This window comes from Stenotrophomonas sp. STEN029 (assembly GCF_056760015.1).
This window is the reverse complement of sequence record NZ_JBRREC010000020.1, coordinates 28,178-45,758: the sequence shown is the minus strand read 5'-3', so window position 1 is coordinate 45,758 and position 17,581 is coordinate 28,178. Positions and strand designations below refer to the sequence as shown.

General features: G+C 65.0%; 15 protein-coding genes and 1 tRNA gene. 7 read left to right on the top strand and 9 right to left on the bottom strand.

Annotated elements, in window-relative coordinates:
* The first annotated feature begins 1 nt into the window (after position 1).
* The 4 genes from ACVOLI_RS06830 (at position 2) to ACVOLI_RS06815 (ending at position 3,360) form a co-directional block, all read left to right on the top strand.
* Positions 2 to 487 (top strand): WG repeat-containing protein, encoded by a 486-nt coding sequence (locus ACVOLI_RS06830; RefSeq protein WP_481534065.1) that lies wholly within the window; start codon positions 2 to 4, stop codon positions 485 to 487.
* 408 nt (positions 488 to 895) lie between these two features.
* Positions 896 to 2,200 (top strand): tRNA lysidine(34) synthetase TilS, encoded by a 1,305-nt coding sequence (gene tilS, locus ACVOLI_RS06825; RefSeq protein ID WP_481534053.1) that lies wholly within the window; start codon positions 896 to 898, stop codon positions 2,198 to 2,200.
* A 31-nt stretch (positions 2,201 to 2,231) separates the two neighbouring features.
* On the top strand, positions 2,232 to 2,492 hold the full coding sequence (locus ACVOLI_RS06820; RefSeq protein ID WP_481534052.1) for an exodeoxyribonuclease VII small subunit: 261 nt from the start codon (positions 2,232 to 2,234) through the stop codon (positions 2,490 to 2,492).
* Positions 2,482 to 3,360 carry a polyprenyl synthetase family protein gene (locus ACVOLI_RS06815; RefSeq protein ID WP_481534051.1) on the top strand — a complete coding sequence of 293 codons (879 nt, stop codon included), beginning with the start codon at positions 2,482 to 2,484 and terminating at the stop codon, positions 3,358 to 3,360. The genes ACVOLI_RS06820 and ACVOLI_RS06815 overlap by 11 nt, the downstream gene beginning before the upstream one ends.
* 246 nt (positions 3,361 to 3,606) lie before the next feature.
* Here the strand turns inward: ACVOLI_RS06815 and ACVOLI_RS06810 are convergent, their stop codons facing one another.
* Positions 3,607 to 3,990 (bottom strand): DUF4870 domain-containing protein, encoded by a 384-nt coding sequence (locus ACVOLI_RS06810; RefSeq protein ID WP_481534050.1) that lies wholly within the window; start codon positions 3,988 to 3,990, stop codon positions 3,607 to 3,609.
* Between the two features lie 104 nt (positions 3,991 to 4,094).
* Complete coding sequence (gene pmbA, locus ACVOLI_RS06805; protein ID WP_481534049.1) at positions 4,095 to 5,462, bottom strand: metalloprotease PmbA; 1,368 nt, start codon at positions 5,460 to 5,462, stop codon at positions 4,095 to 4,097.
* A gap of 135 nt (positions 5,463 to 5,597) precedes the next feature.
* Here pmbA and yjgA point away from each other — a divergent pair, with 135 nt between their 5' ends.
* Complete coding sequence (yjgA, locus tag ACVOLI_RS06800) at positions 5,598 to 6,197, top strand: ribosome biogenesis factor YjgA (RefSeq protein ID WP_481534048.1); 600 nt, start codon at positions 5,598 to 5,600, stop codon at positions 6,195 to 6,197.
* Positions 6,198 to 6,463: 266 nt separating this feature from the next.
* Here yjgA and tldD read toward each other — a convergent pair whose 3' ends face one another.
* From tldD to ACVOLI_RS06780, 4 genes are read right to left on the bottom strand one after another with little or no spacing between them, the layout of a single operon-like run.
* Positions 6,464 to 7,909 carry a metalloprotease TldD gene (gene tldD, locus ACVOLI_RS06795; protein WP_481534047.1) on the bottom strand — a complete coding sequence of 482 codons (1,446 nt, stop codon included), beginning with the start codon at positions 7,907 to 7,909 and terminating at the stop codon, positions 6,464 to 6,466.
* Between the two features lie 47 nt (positions 7,910 to 7,956).
* On the bottom strand, positions 7,957 to 11,775 hold the full coding sequence (locus ACVOLI_RS06790) for a YhdP family protein (RefSeq protein ID WP_481534046.1): 3,819 nt from the start codon (positions 11,773 to 11,775) through the stop codon (positions 7,957 to 7,959).
* Between the two features lie 39 nt (positions 11,776 to 11,814).
* Positions 11,815 to 13,305: a ribonuclease G gene (gene rng, locus ACVOLI_RS06785; protein ID WP_057627141.1), complete on the bottom strand. Its 1,491-nt coding sequence runs from the start codon at positions 13,303 to 13,305 to the stop codon at positions 11,815 to 11,817.
* Positions 13,306 to 13,310: 5 nt separating this feature from the next.
* Complete coding sequence (locus ACVOLI_RS06780; RefSeq protein ID WP_481534045.1) at positions 13,311 to 13,907, bottom strand: Maf family nucleotide pyrophosphatase; 597 nt, start codon at positions 13,905 to 13,907, stop codon at positions 13,311 to 13,313.
* 131 nt (positions 13,908 to 14,038) lie between these two features.
* On the opposite strand from ACVOLI_RS06780, the gene ACVOLI_RS06775 reads away from it, so the two are divergent.
* Together ACVOLI_RS06775 and ACVOLI_RS06770 are read left to right on the top strand one after the other, a co-directional pair.
* Positions 14,039 to 14,776, top strand: a complete 738-nt coding sequence (locus ACVOLI_RS06775; RefSeq protein ID WP_481534044.1) for an SIMPL domain-containing protein — start codon at positions 14,039 to 14,041, stop codon at positions 14,774 to 14,776.
* Between the two features lie 359 nt (positions 14,777 to 15,135).
* Positions 15,136 to 15,798, top strand: coding sequence for an energy transducer TonB (locus tag ACVOLI_RS06770; RefSeq protein WP_481534043.1), 663 nt, complete (start codon positions 15,136 to 15,138; stop codon positions 15,796 to 15,798).
* Between the two features lie 232 nt (positions 15,799 to 16,030).
* Here ACVOLI_RS06770 and ACVOLI_RS06765 read toward each other — a convergent pair.
* The 3 genes from ACVOLI_RS06765 to ACVOLI_RS06755 form a co-directional block, all read right to left on the bottom strand.
* Positions 16,031 to 16,111: transfer RNA gene (locus tag ACVOLI_RS06765), tRNA-Ser, on the bottom strand.
* A 26-nt stretch (positions 16,112 to 16,137) separates the two neighbouring features.
* Entirely contained in the window at positions 16,138 to 17,367 is a 1,230-nt protein-coding gene (locus tag ACVOLI_RS06760; protein ID WP_481534042.1) for a site-specific integrase, read from the bottom strand.
* Positions 17,367 to 17,567 (bottom strand): hypothetical protein, encoded by a 201-nt coding sequence (locus ACVOLI_RS06755; RefSeq protein WP_481534064.1) that lies wholly within the window; start codon positions 17,565 to 17,567, stop codon positions 17,367 to 17,369. Before ACVOLI_RS06755 ends, ACVOLI_RS06760 begins: the two co-directional genes overlap by 1 nt.
* Between the last annotated feature and the right edge of the window lie 14 nt (positions 17,568 to 17,581).

The window sequence follows — 17,581 nt, the reverse complement described above, 5'->3', positions numbered from 1 at the left end:
AATGCTGTCACTGGTCTGGCTGCCAGCGATCGCGCTGGCCGACGAGGCCTGCTACCGGATGGACACCGATGCGTTCAAGATTCTGGAAGGCTGCAAGCGGACCGGCGATGGCAGGCTGATCGTCGCCGAAACGGCGCTGGCGCAGCTTGAGTACGATGCTGATGGACTGACCACGGTCATTGCCGGCAAACAGCACTACTACCTGCGTCGCGACGGACGCCACCTGCCGGTGATCACCTACGACAACGGCCCGGATTACTTCGAGGAAGGCCTGACCCGTTCCATGATCGATGGCCAGATCGGCTACTACGACCGCCAGCTGCAGCCTGCCTTCGCCGCCCGTTTCGATTGGGGCTGGCCGTTCAAGGACGGCATCGCCGAGGTCTGCCAAGGCTGCGCGCCGGGCAAACCCGACCCCGGCGGCCACACCGCCATCGAGGGCGGCAAGCACTACCGCATTGATCGCCACGGCAAGATCCTGCCCTGAGCCGGCTCTGCACGACTTTGTAGGAGCGGCGTCAGCCGCGAAGCTGGCATCAATGGAATTGCCAGCCGGCCTGCAATCTGAAAGGCTATCTGCTTCGCTGACGCCGCTCCTACAAAACTGCAGGCGTGCCCCAACACGAAAGCAGCGTAGTGCCGAGCCATGCTCGGCAGGGCCTCTACCGGTAATGCCCCCAGCGGAGCTTGGCTCCGCTCTACAAGGGCGGCCAGCCCATGACCTCCGAACTCCCCCGGATTTGTGGGAGCGGCGTCAGCCGCGAAGCTGGCAACAATGGAATCGCCAGCCCATCTGCAACCTGAAGGTTTATCCGCTTCGCGGCTGACGCCGCTTCTACAACTTCGGCAGCAACAATTGCAGCCATCGCCGCCGCCGCCGATACTCGGCGCGGCCATGAACCTGCTTTCTCCTTCCCTGCTGCAGTCCGCGACCGACATCCCGGTGATGGTCGGCTTCAGCGGCGGCCTGGACTCCACCGTGCTGCTGCATCTGCTCGCCAACGCCCCGGGACGCCAGCCCGGCAGCCTGCGCGCACTGCATGTGCACCACGGGCTGCAAAAGGCTGCCGATGACTGGCAGCAGCATTGCACCACCCTCTGTGCAGAGTGGGATATCCCACTGCAGGTAGTGCATGTCGATGTTCCGCGTGATGCCGGCCAAGGCCTGGAAGCAGCCGCCCGCGATGCCCGCCACGCGGCCTTCAAGGCCCATCTACGCGAAGGCGAATGGCTGACCCTGGCCCACCATCAGGACGATCAGGCAGAAACCTTCCTGCTGCGCGCACTGCGCGGCGCCGGTGTCGACGGTCTGGCCGCGATGCAGGCAGAACGCAGTTTCGGAACCAATACCTTGTGGCGGCCACTGCTGCAGGTGGCGCGCGACGCGCTGGAAGCCTATGCCAGCCAGCATCAGCTGCAGTGGATCGAGGACCCCAGCAACGGCAGCGTGGATTTCGACCGAAACTTCCTGCGCCTGCAGGTGCTACCGCTGCTGCGCCAGCGTTGGCCGCATGCGGGCGCAGCGATGGCACGTAGCGCCGAACTTGCAGCACAGGCAGCAGCGCTGTTGCATGAGGATGATGCAGGCCTGCTGCAGCGCTGCCTGAGCACGGAAAACGCACTGCTGCTGAGCGAACTCGAGCAACTCGCTACATCACAGCAATCCCGCGTACTGCGCTTATGGGCGAAGCAACAGGGCCTGCCAGCACTGCCGGCCAAGGGCGTACAGGCAATCCAGCAACAGCTGCTGGCCGCTGGCCATGACCAGCAGGCCGAGTTCCGATGGCAGCAGGCCCGCATCGTGCGCTGGCGTGACCAGCTGCATGCAACCGCCGTGATCAAGCCCTGGCCCAAGGGCTGGACGCGTCACTGGGACGGCGCCCAACCCGTCGATCTTCCCGACGGCGGCAAACTGCTGTTGCACGGCGCCAAGGCCTTCGATGAACCGCTGCAGTTGCGTCAACGCCACGGTGGCGAGCGTATCCAGCTGCCGGGCCGCAGCCACAGCCACAGCCATCAACTCAAGCATTGCCTGCAACAGATGGACGTGCCCCCTTGGTTGCGCGCGCAGATGCCACTGCTCTGCGCCGACGGCAAGGTTCTGGCGGCGGCGGATCGGGTCATCTCAGCCTCGCTGCAGGCGTGGTTGCAGGCGCGTGGTGCCTCACTGCAATGGCTGCCGCCAGATCCGGTGAATTGACCCTTTCCCGCTTGCCGCTCACACTTGCACCATGGCAAAGAAGTCCCCCAATGAAACCTCACCTGTGGCCCACTTCGAGCAATCGCTCGAAGAACTGGAACAGCTGGTAGAGAAGATGGAAGCTGGCGACCTGAGTCTGGACCAGTCGCTGACCGCATACGAACGTGGCGTAGGTCTCTACCGCCAGTGCCAGCAGGCGCTGGAACAGGCCGAACTGCGCGTACGCCTGATGACCGACCCGGCCCAGCCGGAGAAATCCGAACCCTTTGAAAGCAGCGGCAATGAAGACTGACGCGCTGCTCACCCGCTGGCTGGAACGCACCGAAGAACAGCTGCAGGACGCCCTGCCCGACCCGGAGCTTGCACCACAACGCCTGCACCAGGCCATGCGCTATGCGGCGCTTGGCGGTGGCAAGCGCATGCGGCCGATGCTGGTCTACGCCACCGGCTATCTGTTCGGCGCCGACGAAGCGCGCCTGGACGCTGCGGCGATCGCGGTCGAGTTCATCCACGCCTATTCGCTGGTGCATGACGACCTGCCCGCAATGGACGATGACGCCCTGCGCCGCGGCCGCCCGACCACCCATATCGCCTTTGACGAGGCCACCGCGATCCTTGCCGGTGATGCCTTGCAGACCCGCGCCTTTGAGATTCTCGCCGACGCCTGGATGCCACCGGCCTTGGCACTGAACTGCATGAAGACATTGGCCGGTGCCTCCGGCGCTGCCGGCATGTGTGGCGGTCAGGCGCTGGACATCGACGCCACCGGTCAGCAGCAGGCACTGGATGACCTCAAGCGCATGCATGCGATGAAGACCGGTGCACTGATCCGCGCTGCGGTGCGCATGGGCGCACTGTGTGGTGAAGCCAGCGATGCCCAGCTTGCACAGCTGGACAGCTTCGCCGACACGCTGGGCCTGGCTTTCCAGATCCGCGACGACATCCTCGATGTCGAGGCCAGCTCCGAGCAGCTGGGCAAGACCGCCGGCAAGGACCAGGCGCAGGACAAGTCGACCTTCCCCTCATTGCTGGGCATGGACGGTGCCAAGGCCACCCTGGCCGAGCTGGCAACCGCAATGCAGGCAGCATTGATACCGTTCGGTCAGCGTGCGGCAGCATTGTCGGCATTGGCCGAGCTGACGGTGCGTCGCTCGCATTGACTGGCCGCAGCATGTACCTGCCTGGCATGGCAGGGAAGCGCAAAAAACCAAGGCACGACATATCCCAGCCCCTCCCTTGCCCACGGCGCAGGGAGGGAGCACAGGCGCGATGATCGCGCTAGTGCGAGCCGCGGGGTATTGGCCCCGCAGCTGATGCCAATCGCAAACGCCGCGCATCCGCCACGCCAGCAACAAACAAAAAACCCGGGAAAGCCCGGGTTTCTTGTCAAACGACCATCGCCTTGATTATTTGATCAGACGCAACGTCATTGGATAGCGATACGCCTCACCCTTGTTGGCAGCAATCGCAGCCAGGATGGTGAGCACCAGCCATGCAATGCCAACCACAGCCAGCAACAGCAGGCCGATCAGAACCAGGGTCAGGATGCCCGACACCACCAACGCGATGAACACGGTGATGTTGAAGTTCAGCGCTTCCTTGCCCTGATCAGACACGAACGGCATGGTGTCTTTCTTTACGAGCCAGACGATCAGCGGCCCGAGCAGGGTACCAAACGGAATGATGACGCCGCTCAGCGAAGCCAGATGGGCAAACATGCCCCACTGACGTTCTTCGGCATTCGGCGAGCCGGTCGGTGCCGGCGGCGGAGTGTTCTGGTAATCGCTCATTGTTTCCCCAAGATCCTTGTAAAGGGCTTATCCATGAAGGTAGTCAGCTATAGGAAGTACATCGACTTCCACGTGAGAATAGTCCGCTGTTTGGCAATACTGCGTCAATCATTACCTGCCACGGTCATCTTCCCCACCAGGATGGAGCCGGTGGAAACATGCGAGCGCGGGTCCACATCGGTGCCCACCGCCTCGATGCCGGCAAACATCTGCTTGAGGTTGCCGGCGATGGTGATGCCGTCCACCGGATAGGCGATCTGTCCGTTCTCCACCCAGAAGCCACCTGCACCGCGTGAGTAATCACCGGTGATTCCATTCACGCCCTGCCCCATCAATTCGGTCACCAGCAGACCCGTGCCCATACCCGACAGCATGGATGCACGGTCGCCTGCATTGGCCTTCACTTTCAGGTTATGCACGCCACCGGCATTGGCCGTGGTCTGCAGGCCCAGCTTGCGCGCCGAGTAACTGCCCAGGATGTAACGCTGCAGAACGCCGTCGGTGATCAAGGCCGAATTGCGGGTGGCAACGCCTTCACCGTCGTAGGAACTGGAACGCAGGCCGCGACGCAGCAGTGGCAACTCATCGATGGCGAACCAGTCCGGGAACAGCTGGGTGTCCACACTGTCGAGCAGGAAGCTGGCACGGCGATACAGGGCGCCACCCGATACGGCACTGAGCAGGTGGCCAATCAGGGAGCGCGCCATTTCGGCTGCGAACAGCACCTGCACCTCACCGGTCGGCAGCGAACGGGGCTGCAGCCGGGCGACGGTGCGCTCGGCCGCGCGCAGGCCCACCGCCGCCGGATCATCGAGATCTTCGCGGGCGATGGCACTGGTGTACCAGCCATCGCGCTGCATGCCGTCACCCTGGCCGGCGATCAGCGCGCAACCGATGGAATGGTGGCTGCTGCGGTCACGGCCGATGAAACCGTGCGAGTTGGCGTACACCGACACGCTCTGCGCGGTGGAGGCCGATGCGCCATCGGAGTTGCTGATGCGGCTGTCGCTGTCGCGGCCAGCCGACTCACAGGCCAGCGCCAGGTCCAGCGCCTGCTCGGCGGTGAGCTCCCAGGGGTGCCAGCTGTCCAGGTCCGGGAATTCGGTGGCCATCAGCGCAGGATCGGCCAGGCCGGAGGCCGGATCGTCCTCGGTATGGCGGGCGATGGCGCAAGCCTGGGCCACGGTGGCCTCCAGGCTGGCTTCCTGCAGGTCGGCGGTGCTGGCGCTGCCCTTGCGCTGGCCGAAGTACACGGTCACCGCAATGCCACGGTCGTGGGTGGCTTCCACCGTCTCCACCTCGCCCAGGCGCACATTCACGTCCAACCCACGGTCCTCGCTGCAGCTGACCTCGGCCTGGCTGGCGCCCATGGCGCGGGCCCGTTCCAGCAGGCGCTGGGAGATGCCGGTCAGGCGTTCCAGGCGCTGCAGGCTGTCGTCGGCGGCAGGCTTATCGGTGCTAATGGCGTTCAATGCTTTATCCTTGGTGGCCAAATCCCTTCACATCTGCCCGGTCTTGCATGACTGGCGGCGGCGTGACGTGGATTTTTCGTGGAGCCCGGCGAGCGCCAGGCTTTCCTGTCATGAAGTTTAGTAGGTAGCAGTGCGATGCGCGGACGCGATCAAGAAACCGGTGAATTTTTGGGCGAAAGCCGTAGCCAGAACCGGCGCGAAGCGCTGGAAGTGCTGGCGCTGGGCGAAACCCTGGTGGAGCTGACCCCGGCACAGCTGGCGCGCCTGCCGATCCCGGAAGGCCTGCTGGAACACATCGAGTACTCCAAGCGCATCACCTCGCACGGCGCGCGCAAGCGCCAGCTGGCCTTCCTGGCCAAACAGATGCGCCGCGAGGAAGACGAGACGCTGGATGCGATCCGCAATGCACTGGACGCCAACAGCGAGACTTCGCGCCGCGAAGTGGCGATCATGCACCGCATGGAACGCTGGCGTGAGCGGCTGCTGGCCGAGGGTGATGTCGCCCTGGGCGAGCTGCTGGACGAGCATCCGGAGGCTGACCGCCAAGCCCTGCGCACGCTGGTGCGCAATGCGCTGGCCGAGAAGGCCAAGAACAAGCCGCCGCGCGCCTACCGCGAGATCTACCAGGTATTGCGCGAGCTGATGCTGGTGCCGGTGTTGAGCGCGGCAGCGGAAGTGGGTGGCGATGATGACGATGCTGCTGATGATGTGGAAGGCGACGACGAGCAGGATTGATCTGGATTGAGGGGCCTTGCTGCTGGTTTGGTTCTGTAGCGAAAAACTTCCCCTCATCCGCCCCTTGCGGAGCATCCCCGCCTTCGCGGGGACAGGCTCTTCTCCCGCAGGCGGGAGAAGGGATCGCAGAGCTGCAGTTCGAGCTGACTCCGCCAAATTCCAAATGCCAGCCTTCCCTTCTCCCGTTTACGGGAGAAGGTGCCCGAAGAGCCTGCCCCCGCGAAGGCGGGGGGCGGATGAGGGGGCTCGTCAGCTTAACCGCACCCTCAGGCCTGCGTACCACCCACCGTCAGCCCATCAATCAGCAACGACGGCTGGCCGACACCGACCGGCACGCTCTGCCCGTCCTTGCCGCAGATGCCCACGCCTTCGTCCAGCGCCAGATCGTTGCCGATCATGCGCACCTTCTGCATGGTCTCCGGGCCGTTGCCGATCAGGGTCGCACCCTTCACCGGCGCAGTGATCCTGCCGTCTTCGATCAGGTAGGCCTCGGTCGCCGAGAACACGTACTTGCCGCTGGTGATGTCAACCTGGCCACCGCCGAAGTTGACCGCGTACAAACCCTTCTTCACCGAACGGATCATCTCCTCCGGGTCATGGTTGCCTGCGCGCATGTAGGTGTTGGTCATGCGCGGCATGGTCATGTGCGCGAACGATTCGCGGCGGCCGTTGCCGGTCGGCGCAACACCCATCAAACGCGCGTTGAGCGTGTCCTGCATGTAGCCGACCAGGATGCCGTCCTCGATCAGCGTGGTGCACTGGGTCGGCGTGCCTTCGTCATCAATGTTCAAGGAACCACGGCGGCCATCAAGGGTGCCGTCATCGACAATCGTCACGCCCGGCGAAGCCACGCGCTCGCCGATGCGGCCGGCATAGACGCTGGTGCCCTTGCGGTTGAAATCACCTTCAAGGCCGTGGCCGACCGCTTCGTGCAGCAGCACGCCGGGCCAGCCCGGGCCGAGCACCACCGGCATCACCCCGGCCGGTGCCGGAATGGCTTCCAGATTCACCAACGCCTGGCGTAGCGCTTCGCGGGCGAAGGCTTCCGGGCGCTTACCGGCAAACAGTTCTTCATAGCTGTAGCGACCACCGCCACCGGCATAGCCGGACTCGCGGCGACCGTTCTGTTCGACGATGACCTGTACGTTCAAACGCACCAGCGGGCGCACGTCAGCAGCCAACACGCCGTCGCTGCGCGCGATCAGCACCGTGTCGACGCCGCCGGACAGGCTCACCATCACCTGCTGCACGCGGCTATCGGCCGCACGCAGGTAGCGATCCAGACGCTTGAGCACTTCCACCTTGGTCTCGTTGCCGATGCTGTCCACCGGGTCCAGCGCCGGGTACAGCGCGCGACCACTGCCGCGCACCAGCGAGCGAACGTTCTGCTCACCGCCCTCGCGGGAGATGGCGCGTGCCGACTGTGCAGCAGCCAGCAGGGCTGCCGGCTGGATATCGTCCGAGTAGGCAAAGCCGGTCTTCTCGCCGGCAATCGCGCGCACGCCCACGCCCTGTTCGATCGAATGCGCACCGTCCTTGACGATGCCGTCCTCGACACTCCAGCTCTCGCGGCGTGAATGCTGGAAGTACAGGTCACCAAAATCGATGCCCGGCCCCAGCAAGGTGCCAAAGGTGCGTTCAAGGCGATTGGCATCCAGTCCTGCAGGCAGCAGCAGGCGGGTTTCGGCGAGCGAGAGTGCGTTATCGGTCATGACTATCCAGATGGGGGCAGGCCCGCTGCATGCAAGCCTGCACTGATTCAGGGGTTGCTGGCAGCGCCGGGGGTAACTACCGGAGGCGGCAGGCGGGCGGCGTCACGGTCCAGCACTTCGACCTTGGGATCTTTCCATGGCCCGGTGACCTTATAGGTCTTGGAGCCGATCTCGCCCAGTGGCTTGCCCAGCACCGCATTGGCTGCGGCGCCCACTGCCGCGCCTACCGGGCCACCGGCCACCGCACCAACCACCGTAAGCAGATTGCCCGAACGCGGGTTCACATCAATGGTCTGGTTGAACTGCTGGGCCACCAGGTCAGCCTGGCCGCGAATGGTGATCTCCGCCGCGGGTGCCTCGATGGCGATCTTGTCGGTATTGGCCTGGCCATCACCAAAGCGCATCGCGCCCTCGACATGGTTGAACGCCAGACCCTTGGAAAACAGGTCGCGGAAGTCGAACAGCAAGCGTCGCGGCAACTGCGCCACGCTCAGCAGGCCGAGCACGCGACCGGCGCCGGGGTCTACTTCCAACAGCTGGCCATTGCGCAGGTTCATGTCCATGCCGCCCTCCAGCGTGGCCAGGTTGAAGGCCATCGGCCCACCCTGCCAACCGGTCTGCAGGTTCACCTTGCCCTGGCCACCACGCAATTGCCCGGCATAGCCAAGACGCTGCAACAGATCACCCAGGTCTTCGCTCTGTACCTGCACCGTGGCCTGGGTTCGGGCCTGCGCGCCCATGCCACGCCACTCACCATGCACGTCGATGACCTGCTTGGGCGCGCGGATCGACAGCTCCTGAACCTGCAGGCCGTCACCGGTCGGGCGCGTGCGCAGACGGGTCTGGCCAAGCTTGATCGCAGCAAACTGCAGGTCGTCGATATCCAGTGCCAGCGGCGGGATGTTGGCCGGGTTGATCGGTTCGGCCGGGGTGTCGCTGGATTCGGCCGTCGCCGCCTTTGCCGCCTGCCAGTAGACCCGCGAAAGCTGCCCACTCACCGTGCCGCCGTCGGCGGTAGGGACGCGCAGGTTGCCGGCCAGGGCTGGGCCATCAAGCTGCACTGCCACAGCGTCGGCACCGGGCCGCAGCTGCAACCGGGTCTGCGCGAAGCGCCCGCCCACCATCAACAACTGGTCAGCCAGTACGTCCACCTGCTTGAGCGCTACGCCACCATCGCCCGTCTCGTTGCCGTCGCCGCGCGCCAGGCTGATCCACTCCAACGCGTCCAGCGACGGGGTACGGCCGTTGACCACCAGCCCATCGGCCGGCGGTTCGTGATCGACCGTGTCGCTGCCCATCGTGACCTGCACGCCGGTCTTGCCGTTCTGGCTGCGCGCAGCCAAGGCCATCAACTTGCCGAAGGACACGTCTATGCGCCCGGCGCCCATCGGCAAAGCCGCCTGCACGGTCGTCGCCAGCGCATCGGCGGCCGGCTTGTTCAACGGCGCCGGCAACTGCAGACGGGTACCCTGCAGGTCCGAACGCAGGGTCAGCAGGGTCGGTGGGCCGCTGCGTACGCCAGCCTGCTCCTTGGGCAGGCTGACTCCGACCGTCCACGCAGAAGTGCCGTGCACGTAGGGCTTGAGCCAAGCCAGCTCCGGCGCACGGTCCAGCAGCTTGCCCGCATCCAGATCCGCACTCAGCTCGGCCTCGAAGGCATGCGCGGGGTCCTTCACCGGCTTGCCAGCGCGCAGCGCCAGCACCCCATCGCGTTCCTGATGGCGCACCTGCAATGCCGGCGCGTCGAAGCCGTCGCTGCTGTACTGGGCCTTGCCGCGCACCCCCTCGAACTGCAGGTCCCAGCGCTTGTCGGCCATGCGCACATCGCGCAGATCGACGTCACCGAGCAGATGCCCACCACCATCGTGGTGCAGCGGTAGCAGCAGATCGAAATTGACCGCCGCCGGCCCGGCCACGCTCAGGTTGTCCAGGGTGTCGCCATAGCTGGCCTGCAACGGGCTCTGCCGCAGCATGGCCAACAGGCGCGCGCTTTCGTCGACGGTACTGGCCTGCACCACCAGCTTGGATTCAGCGAAGCTGGCGATGCCAGCGCGCAGGTGATCCACCTTGACCCCGGCCAGATCGCCGCGACCCATCAAATCGAAACCGCCGCCGATGAAGTTGATATCGGCATTGACGTGCTGCATCAGCGGCCAGTCCTGCTGGAAGCGGATCGAACCATCGTCGATATGCCCGCCCGCCTCGAAGCGACCGTTGTTGCCGGTGAACGGCCAGTCATCCAGGTCGCCGACGGCCAAGCCGGTGCCGCCGCGCAAGGTGCCATCCACCAGTGCCGCATCCAGCCACCCGATCGCTGCGTCACTCATGCTCGAGCGCACCCAGAACTGCTTGGCCGCAGTCATCGGCACATCATCGATCTTGGCCGCCAGGCTGATCCATGGCCGGGTGCCGTCGCCCTGGAACCACAGTCCGCCACGCACGTCGGCAGCATAGTTCTGGCCCTGCACCCGCAAAGCCGGCGTCCCTATCTGCCAACCGGCACCTTCGCGCCAGCCGACCAGATCGCCGGAAAGCTGCAGCTCATGCAGCACCCCGAAGCCGGTCGGCCAATCAAAGCGCACGACATGGTCCGGCTTCAGACCCAGCGAAAACGCCTGTGCATCGCCTTCGAAATGCCCGCGTAGACCAGTGACGCCGGGGCTGCCACCAACCGGCGAAAAACTGGCATCCAGCAGCTCGCCACTGGCACGCAAGGGGCCATCGGCAGTACCGAGCAGACTGATATCGGCGAACTTCAACGATGGCTTGGACCGATGCAGCCAGTTCCGCAGGCTGGGCTCCAGGCGGTCGCTGAGCGCGAGTACCTGCAGCATCGGACCGGCATCGAGCTGCTTGCCCTGCACCACGTAGTGCTTGCCGCCGGCCAGCAGCAAACCATCCAGTGACTGGGTGTTGCTGTCGGTAGCGATCCGCAGCCTGGGCGCGTCCAGCCGCCAGCCGCCGTCAATCGCTTTCCAGCGCGCGCGCAGCTGCAGCTTGTTGAAGGCCACGCTCGGTGCGGCAGCGCCCTGCAACGGCGCACCAGCAAGCTGCACATCGTCCAGTTCGCCCACGGCGCTGACCGCCACCACGCGATGGTCCTGCAGCTGCACCCAGCCCTGCAGTTCACCCTTGCCCTGGCGCAGCTGCACCCCGGCAAATCTCAACAACGGAGACCAGGCACCCAGTTCGGCCGGATCGGCAGAGAACCAGGCCTGGCCATCGCCGCGCTGGCGCTGGAAATCCAATACCGCAGTGACCGGCGCAGCGGTGGTATCGATCCAGCCCTTGGCGCCTACCCGAAGACGCTCGCCGTCCACGCGCAGGCGCAGGTCGATACGCGGAATTCGGGTCTGCAGGCCGATGGAGGGTGCCTGTATCTGCAACGCTCCACCAATCACCTGCAGCTCGCCGAGCCTGCGCAGGGCGTCCAGTGGATCGCCACCCGCCCTGGACTCGGGCAGGCCACGCACCGACCAACGGCCATCGTCAGCCCGTTGCAGCGTCAACGCCAGTCCGCGCAGGCGCAGCTCGGTCAGCGGCGCACCGGGCAGCAGACCCGAATACACCGCCACCAGCACTTCGGCCTGGCCGATGCGCACACCTTCGCCCTGGCCAACCCGCAAGCCATCGAGCTGCAGCAACGGGCCGCGCCGGGTCCAGCGCGTGTCCATACGATCAAAAGCAACCGGTTGCCCCGCCCGCTCACTCAACCAGGCAGCAACCTTGTCCGGATGCGCCTCCACCATCGGCAGCAGTTGGCTGACGGTGCCGACCAGCAAGGCCACGCACACCAACGCGACCGCCAATGCCATCAAGGCATAGCGACGGAAGCGGCGCAGGCGGTGGCGCAACAGCGTGGTCATCAGCTCACTTCGTGCTTCCGTGCGACGAAGTGAGCTGGCTCAGAGCAGCACCACATCGAACTGCTCCTGCAGGTACTGGTCATCGGCCTGGAAGCGGATGCTCTTGCCGAGGAATTCCTCAAGCTCGGCCACCGCCGCAGATTCTTCGTCGGTGATGCGCGCCACCACCTTGCTCGATGCAATCACCAGCAGGCGCGCGGCTTCGAACTGGCGCACGGCACGGGTGATCTCGCGGAAGATCTCGTACGTCACGGTTTCAGCGGTCTTGATGCTGCCGCGGCCGCTGCACTGGGGGCAGGTTTCCGACAGCTGGCGCTCCAGGCTCTCGACGGTGCGCTTGCGGGTCATTTCGACCAGACCCAGCGGCGAGAAGTCATACACCGTGGTCTTGGCATGGTCGCGGGCAAGCGCCTTTTCCAGCGTGCGCAGCACCTGGCGGCGATGCTCGGCATCATCCATGTCGATGAAGTCGATGATGATGATGCCGCCGAGGTTGCGCAGCCTCAGCTGCCGCGCCACCGTCTGCGCCGCCTCCAGGTTGGTGCGGAACACGGTCTCTTCCAGGTTGCGCTGGCCGACGAAGGAACCGGTATTGACGTCGATGGTGGTCATCGCTTCGGTCTGGTCGATGACCAGATAGCCACCGGACTTGAGCGGCACCTGCTTGTTCAGGGCGCGGACGATTTCATCCTCGACCCCGAACATGTCGAAGATCGGACGGTCGCCGGTATACAGCTCCAGCTTCTCGCCCAGCACCGGCATGTACTTGGCGACGAAGGCCTGCAGCTGGCCGAAGGTTTCCTTGGAATCGACCTTGACCTTGTCCACGTCCTTGCGGATCAGGTCGCGTACCGAGCGCAATGGCAGGCTCAGGTCTTCATAGATGATGCTGCACGGCGGCGCTTCGCGACCACGCCGTTCCACCACCGCCCAGACCCGTGACAGGTAAGAGATGTCCTCGGCCAGGGCCTCGGCCGGCTGGCCTTCGGCATTGGTGCGCACGATGTAGCCGTAGCCGCCATGCTGGGCCGAAATCTCGGTAACCAGCGATTTCAAGCGGGCGCGCTCGCCCTCATCCTCGATGCGGGCCGAAACCCCGACCATCTTGGACTGCGGCAGTAGCACCAGGTAACGCGAGGGAATGCTGATCTGCGTGGTCAGGCGCGCGCCCTTGGTGCTGATCGGGTCCTTGACTACCTGCACCACCACGTCCTGGCCATCGCGCAACAGCTCCACGATCGGCACCGAGGAGGGCAGCGGCAGGCTGGGCGCGGTTTCGTCGGTATCGGCCGCCACTGGCGCCGGACGCACCACGTCGTTGGCATGCAGGAACGCAGCACGGTCCAGGCCGACCTCGACGAAGGCCGCCTGCATGCCCGGCATCACCCGCTGCACTTTGCCCTTGTAGATATTGCCGACCACACCACGGCGCCAACCGCGCTCGATGTGCAGCTCCTGCAGCATGCCGTTTTCAATCACTGCCACGCGGGTTTCGCGCGGGGTGACGTTGACCAGGATTTCTTCAGACACGTCCTTCATTCCCCCTTGTCCATGGAATCGTCGTCCGCGCCTGCGGCAAATGCCGCCAGCAGCGCGGCGGTCTGTTGCAACGGCAGCCCCATCACCCCGGAGTAGCTGCCGGCCAGATGACTGATGAAACGCTCCGCCCCACCCTGGATGGCGTAACCGCCAGCCTTGCCCATCGGCTCGCCGGTGGCGACGTAGGCCTGGATCTGCGCCGCGCTCATCGGCGCGAAGCTCACTTCCGAGATCACCGTCTCCAACGCATGCCGCCCGGCCGCAGCCAGGGCCACCACGGTGATCACCCGGTGCGTGCGCCCGGCCAGCGAGGCCAGCATGGCTGCCGCATCGTCGGCATCGGCCGGCTTGCCATAGACCCGGTCATCCAGCACAACCTCGGTATCGGAGCCCAGCACCACCGCCTGCGGGTCGTCAGCGACCAGCGCCAGCCCTGCCCGGGCCTTGTCCAGCGCAACCCGGCGCACATAGGCCTCGGCCGCCTCGCCCGGCGCACGCTGCTCCGGCACCTCCAGATCGAGGGCGCGGAAGGGCAGATCAAGGCGGGACAGCAGTTCGTTGCGACGGGGGGAGCGGGAGGCGAGATAAAGCATCGTGAAAGCATAACCTGCGCCAGCAACCTGAATGATGAGCATTGCTGGCAAAGTGACCGCGACCCCATCATGGCTCACCACCCGTTCATCGCCTTGTGTTCATTTTCACGATCCAGCCAAGGAGGATCACCATGCGCCGTACCGCCCTCGCCCCACTACTGCTGTCCCTGTCTCTCGCTCTTGGAGTCTCGATGACCGCCAATGCCCAAACCGTCCCGGCCGTGGTTGCCAGCGACGCGACCTTGTTGAACGTCTCCGCCCAGGCCGAAGCCCACCGTGTGCCGGACGTGGCCACGCTGTCTGCCGGGGTGGTCACCCAGGCCGCCGATGGCAACGCCGCCATGCGCGACAACGCCGTTCAGATGGACAAGGTGATGGCGGCGATCAAGGCTGCCGGCATTGCCGAGCGCGACATCCAGACCAGCGGTATCAACCTCAGTCCGCAGTACCGCTACGCCGAGAACGAAGCGCCGAAGATCACCGGCTACCAGGCCAACAACACCGTCAGCCTGAAGGTGCGCGACATCAGCAAGCTGGGCAAGGTGCTGGACAGCCTGGCCGCACAGGGGGCAAACCAGATCAACGGCCCCAGCTTCGAGATCGACCAGCCGGAACCGGTCTATGACGAGGCCCGCCTGGCCGCGCTGAAGAAGGCCCAGGCCCGCGCCGAAACCTATGCCAAGTCGCTGGGCTTGCGCGTGCGCCGCATCGTCAGCATTTCCGAAGGCAGCCAGGGCGGCTTCCGACCGATGCCGATGATGGCCATGGCCGCCGGCCGCGCCAACAAGATGGAAATGGATACCGCGGTGTCGCCGGGCGAAACCACCGTCTCGGTCAACCTGGACGTGGTGTTCGAACTGGGCCGCTGAGCAACGCGGCCACCGCAATCGGAACGGCGCCTACGGGCGCCGTTCTTGTTTTGGTCGCTCACATTGGTGGCCTGGCTGGCTTCTGTTTGTGGGAGCGGTGTAAGCCGCGAAGCTCCCGTTACAGAAAACCTTGGCAGCTGCACTATCTGATGATGAGTCTGTTTCGCGGCTTACGCCGCTCCCACAAGAGCCGGCCTTTGCTTCCCCTCAAGCTGTCCGCCAGCTGACCAGAAACAAGCACCCCGCTTGCCGAATGCCTGAATAAAGGGCGCACTGCAGCTACGGGACGCAATCGAGCAACCCCGTCCCGTGTCATCGCGCGTTGTTCTCTGTCACACGCCCACGCATGGAGGTGGTACATGGTCCGCACGCAACAACGCAGTCCGTCCCTGCACGTAGAACCCTCGCGCATCCTTGCCTACAGCACGGCCCTGGCCCTGCACGCATTTGCCCTGGGCTTGCTGTTGATTCCGTTGTCACAGGTACCGATCCACAACGAAGCGGTGCGTGAGCGTTGGCTGGTCCCCGACGCCAAACCCATCGTCCCCAATCCACCCGCACCACCAATCGATGTACCAGTGACCAGCACCCCGTCACCGCCGCGACAACCGGCACTGGCCGCACCGGTGGACAACGCGCCGATGCCGATCTTCGCGACCGAGGCAGTCGTCACCGCACCGGTGGATGTCGCACCTGCCGTCGACAACAGCCCTTCCATCGATCCAATCGGCCCCTCCACACCGCTGCAAGGCGTGCAGCTGCGTTACCTCAATGCTCCAGCGCCGGGCTATCCGCGTGATGCACTGGTCGCCGGTGCACAGGGCACGGTGACACTGCGGGTGCTGGTGGATGTGGATGGCTCGCCACTGGAAGTCAGCATCGAACGCAGCAGTGGCAACCGCAGCCTGGACAACGCCGCCCGCAGCCAGGTGCTGCGCCGCTGGAAGTTCCAACCCGCTAGCGACGGCGGTCGCCCGGTACAGGCCTATGGCTTGATCCCGGTCGACTTCAAGCTTGGCTGACAGTTCTGGCAACCGCTAATGGCAGCGCGTTGCGGCGCTGCCATTGGCACTGCCAGCCCGGCCCCGACAGCGAGCGTCGCCATGCTTGAAAAAGTTCGACAGCTTCCGCCCGCGTCATGCCGAGAGCTCGCTCGCCTGGTGCGAGCCGTGCTCGCGCCCTGCACGTCGCGCCAACGTGAACAACAGGCAAAAAAAGACCCGCATCTCGCGATGCGGGTCTTCAATCAAATCTTGGCGCCCGAAGTTGGACTCGAACCAACGACCCCCTGATTAACAGTCAAACCTACAGTTGTTTACTTTCAATAACTTAGGCTCAATCAATTTACGTCTTTGCCTGCCCTAAGTGCTTGATCCGGTTGGGTCGGCCGGGGTGATTTTACGTACCTCGCCGGCCTGTTTGACCAGCGGCAACTCGAAGTCGTAGGTCTCCAGCATGTGCTCGTTGACGTGCCCGCTGGCCCGCTGTTTCTCTGGACGAGTGCCTGGCGTGTCGGTGATGCCTCGGCGCTTGAGGTCGTGCGCTCCGAAGCGATGATCGTCCGTCATGACGTTGGCCTTGATCGCGCTGTCCAGTAGGCGGCGCCAGGCGGAATTGAACGTGCTCTTGAGCAGCGGCTCGCCGGCGTGGTTGACCACCAGGATCCGGTCCTCGGCGCGAATCGGCACGGGGCGCTTCTTCTTCTCGTTGTTCCAGATCGCGTTGCGCCGCTCGACCAGGTAGTCCCAGGCCTCGCGAAGTTCCGGCGACCATTCGGTGATGTTGTCGCGGCTACCCTTGCGCCGGTTCGTCTGGATACCTTCCTTTAGCGCGTTCGCATCGGAAAGCGTGCGGACTTCGATCGGGCGCAGGCGGCAGCGATAGCCGATCACGATCATCGCCCACAGATACGGCGCGACGCTTCCTTCCTTGCCGCGGCCGCCGGCCTGGGCGCGGGCGAACTTGACCAGGTCCTGCATCACGTCCCGATCGGGCAGCCTGCGCCGCTTGCGCTCGACAGGCAGCTCCACGCCGTCCGCCGGGTTGCTGTCGTTGTAGCCGCGATTCTCGCCCCAGCGGAACAGGCGGCGCAGGTAGCGCTGCACGTGCGCCGCCTTGCTCGGCGTAGGGATCAAGGCGCCGGCCTTGTCGCGTTCGGTGCCGGCGGCCAAGCTGTCGATCAGGCCTTGCACCACGGGGCGGACGATGCGCTTCGTGACCAGGTCACCGAAGCGGCCGCCGTTCGGGAACTTGAAGTCCACCACGACCGCCTTGCAGTAGGCGTAGTCGTCGCGCGAATTCTGGCTCAGCTTCTTGAACTGGTCGCTGTCCTCGAACGCTTCCGCCAGGCCGCGCATCACCTTGCTGCTTGCCTTGCCGGCGCGTGCTTCTGCGATCAGGTGCAGATCCGCGAGCGAGGCCGTCTTCGTGGCCACGTTCTTGCGCTTCGGCCGCTCGCCTGGCTTGCGATCGAACACGTACCAGCAGCCGCCCTTGCGGCCGTCCCAGTACAGGCCGGTCGGAATCTTCGACTGGTCGACGTGGCGCGGGATCGTCGGATCCGGCTTACGTTTTCTGCCTGCTGGTGCCATCACTTCCTGCCGAACAAGTCGCTGGGGTCGTAGGGGGTGGAATCATTCGCCGCGGCGACCCCGAGGGCGGCGTTGACAGCGTCCAGGGTGGTCCAGATCCCGCCCTGGGCGTCGTATTTGTACCGGATTCCCTGGTCCTCCGCCCACCGGACGACCGTGGCCAGGCGCGGCAGCGGGCCTTCCGGGTTCGGCCGGCACATCCGCTGCAGGTCCT

What these genes read in the sequence shown, in the direction of transcription:
- ACVOLI_RS06830 (WP_481534065.1), top strand. Translation starts at nt 2, where the DNA reads ATGCTGTCACTGGTCTGGCTGCCAGCGATCGCGCTGGCCGACGAGGCC.
- tilS (WP_481534053.1), top strand. Translation starts at nt 896, where the DNA reads ATGAACCTGCTTTCTCCTTCCCTGCTGCAGTCCGCGACCGACATCCCG.
- ACVOLI_RS06820 (WP_481534052.1), top strand. Translation starts at nt 2,232, where the DNA reads ATGGCAAAGAAGTCCCCCAATGAAACCTCACCTGTGGCCCACTTCGAG.
- ACVOLI_RS06815 (WP_481534051.1), top strand. Translation starts at nt 2,482, where the DNA reads ATGAAGACTGACGCGCTGCTCACCCGCTGGCTGGAACGCACCGAAGAA.
- ACVOLI_RS06810 (WP_481534050.1), bottom strand. Translation starts at nt 3,990, where the DNA reads ATGAGCGATTACCAGAACACTCCGCCGCCGGCACCGACCGGCTCGCCG.
- yjgA (WP_481534048.1), top strand. Translation starts at nt 5,598, where the DNA reads ATGCGCGGACGCGATCAAGAAACCGGTGAATTTTTGGGCGAAAGCCGT.
- tldD (WP_481534047.1), bottom strand. Translation starts at nt 7,909, where the DNA reads ATGACCGATAACGCACTCTCGCTCGCCGAAACCCGCCTGCTGCTGCCT.
- ACVOLI_RS06790 (WP_481534046.1), bottom strand. Translation starts at nt 11,775, where the DNA reads ATGACCACGCTGTTGCGCCACCGCCTGCGCCGCTTCCGTCGCTATGCC.
- ACVOLI_RS06780 (WP_481534045.1), bottom strand. Translation starts at nt 13,907, where the DNA reads ATGCTTTATCTCGCCTCCCGCTCCCCCCGTCGCAACGAACTGCTGTCC.
- ACVOLI_RS06775 (WP_481534044.1), top strand. Translation starts at nt 14,039, where the DNA reads ATGCGCCGTACCGCCCTCGCCCCACTACTGCTGTCCCTGTCTCTCGCT.
- ACVOLI_RS06770 (WP_481534043.1), top strand. Translation starts at nt 15,136, where the DNA reads ATGGTCCGCACGCAACAACGCAGTCCGTCCCTGCACGTAGAACCCTCG.
- ACVOLI_RS06760 (WP_481534042.1), bottom strand. Translation starts at nt 17,367, where the DNA reads ATGGCACCAGCAGGCAGAAAACGTAAGCCGGATCCGACGATCCCGCGC.
- ACVOLI_RS06755 (WP_481534064.1), bottom strand. Translation starts at nt 17,567, where the DNA reads ATGTGCCGGCCGAACCCGGAAGGCCCGCTGCCGCGCCTGGCCACGGTC.